The 297-nt window shown below is 67.0% G+C and carries 1 protein-coding gene; it reads left to right on the top strand.

The genetic code is table 11. The features are described 5' to 3' along the window. Positions 1-27 precede the first annotated feature (27 nt). Positions 28-297 (top strand): hypothetical protein (locus ACNKXS_RS15300; RefSeq protein WP_417921634.1); only part of this gene is annotated, 270 nt, incomplete at its 3' end.

Raw genomic sequence — 297 nt, 5'->3', positions numbered from 1 at the left:
CAACCCAATGACGGAGACGCCATGAACATGAAAAAATTCGCACTCGTGCTGTTGACGGCCGCCCTCGTGTCCTGCGGCGGTGGCGACAACGGTCCTGCGCCGGGCAGTGAGGACTTCACCACCAGATTCAGCGCCCAGGTCAGCTTCGGCGACAGCCTGGCCGACGTCGGCACCTATGCCGTCGGGGCGGTGGCCGCGCTGGGCGGCGGTAGATTCACGATCAACGGCGACAACACGGCGCGCTCGCCCGACCTCACCGGCCGCAACTTCACCGAGCTGCTGGCCGCGCAGTTCCGG

The sequence above is a fragment of the Christiangramia marina genome (assembly GCF_048285865.1).
In the GTDB taxonomy this organism is placed as follows: Bacteria; Bacteroidota; Bacteroidia; order Flavobacteriales; family Flavobacteriaceae; genus Christiangramia; species Christiangramia marina.
Note: the sequence above shows the minus strand (reverse complement) of the source record. Positions and strands in the feature narration are given on the sequence as shown.